Raw genomic sequence first — 562 nt, forward strand, 5'->3', positions numbered from 1 at the left:
CGAGGCAGTTTCGTTGTTCGCCACGTCCTTCATCGGCTCCTAGCGCCTAGGCATCCTCCGTGTGCTCTTAGTAGCTTAACCATTCGCTCGTGTTCGAGCTGTCACTTCCCTTGTTTTGCTTGCGCAAAGCCAAAAGTCGTTCCATTTCGATCACTCGCTCCAGCAATTTAACTACCGTTTTATTGAAACTTGTTTACACAAGTTCAGCTAAAAAGGAATGTTCTAATTCGCATTTACTTTCGTTTCGATATCTAGTTTTCAAAGAACAAGCTAAATAGATGCAATTTTTTTGGTGGAGCCAAGCGGGATCGAACCGCTGACCTCCTGCGTGCAAGGCAGGCGCTCTCCCAGCTGAGCTATGGCCCCTCAAATTCCATCAAAACTGAACAAATGGATAAGTAACTGGTAGGCTCTAAGAACCTATATATTTGAATGTTTCCGCGCGGGAAACGATTCTCCATAGAAAGGAGGTGATCCAGCCGCACCTTCCGATACGGCTACCTTGTTACGACTTCACCCCAATCATCTATCCCACCTTCGGCGGCTGGCTCCTTGCGGTTAC

General features: G+C 47.5%; 1 tRNA gene and 1 rRNA gene. Both read right to left on the reverse strand.

Annotated features, from left to right (window positions below):
• Nucleotides 1-290: 290 nt before the first annotated feature.
• Nucleotides 291-366 (reverse strand) — tRNA-Ala (locus MH215_RS28955).
• A 97-nt stretch (nucleotides 367-463) separates the two neighbouring features.
• Nucleotides 464-562: ribosomal RNA gene (locus tag MH215_RS28960) — 16S ribosomal RNA — on the reverse strand; the annotation flags it as partial.

Source organism: Paenibacillus sp. ACRSA (assembly GCF_022346845.1).
Classification (GTDB): Bacteria; Bacillota; Bacilli; order Paenibacillales; family Paenibacillaceae; genus Paenibacillus.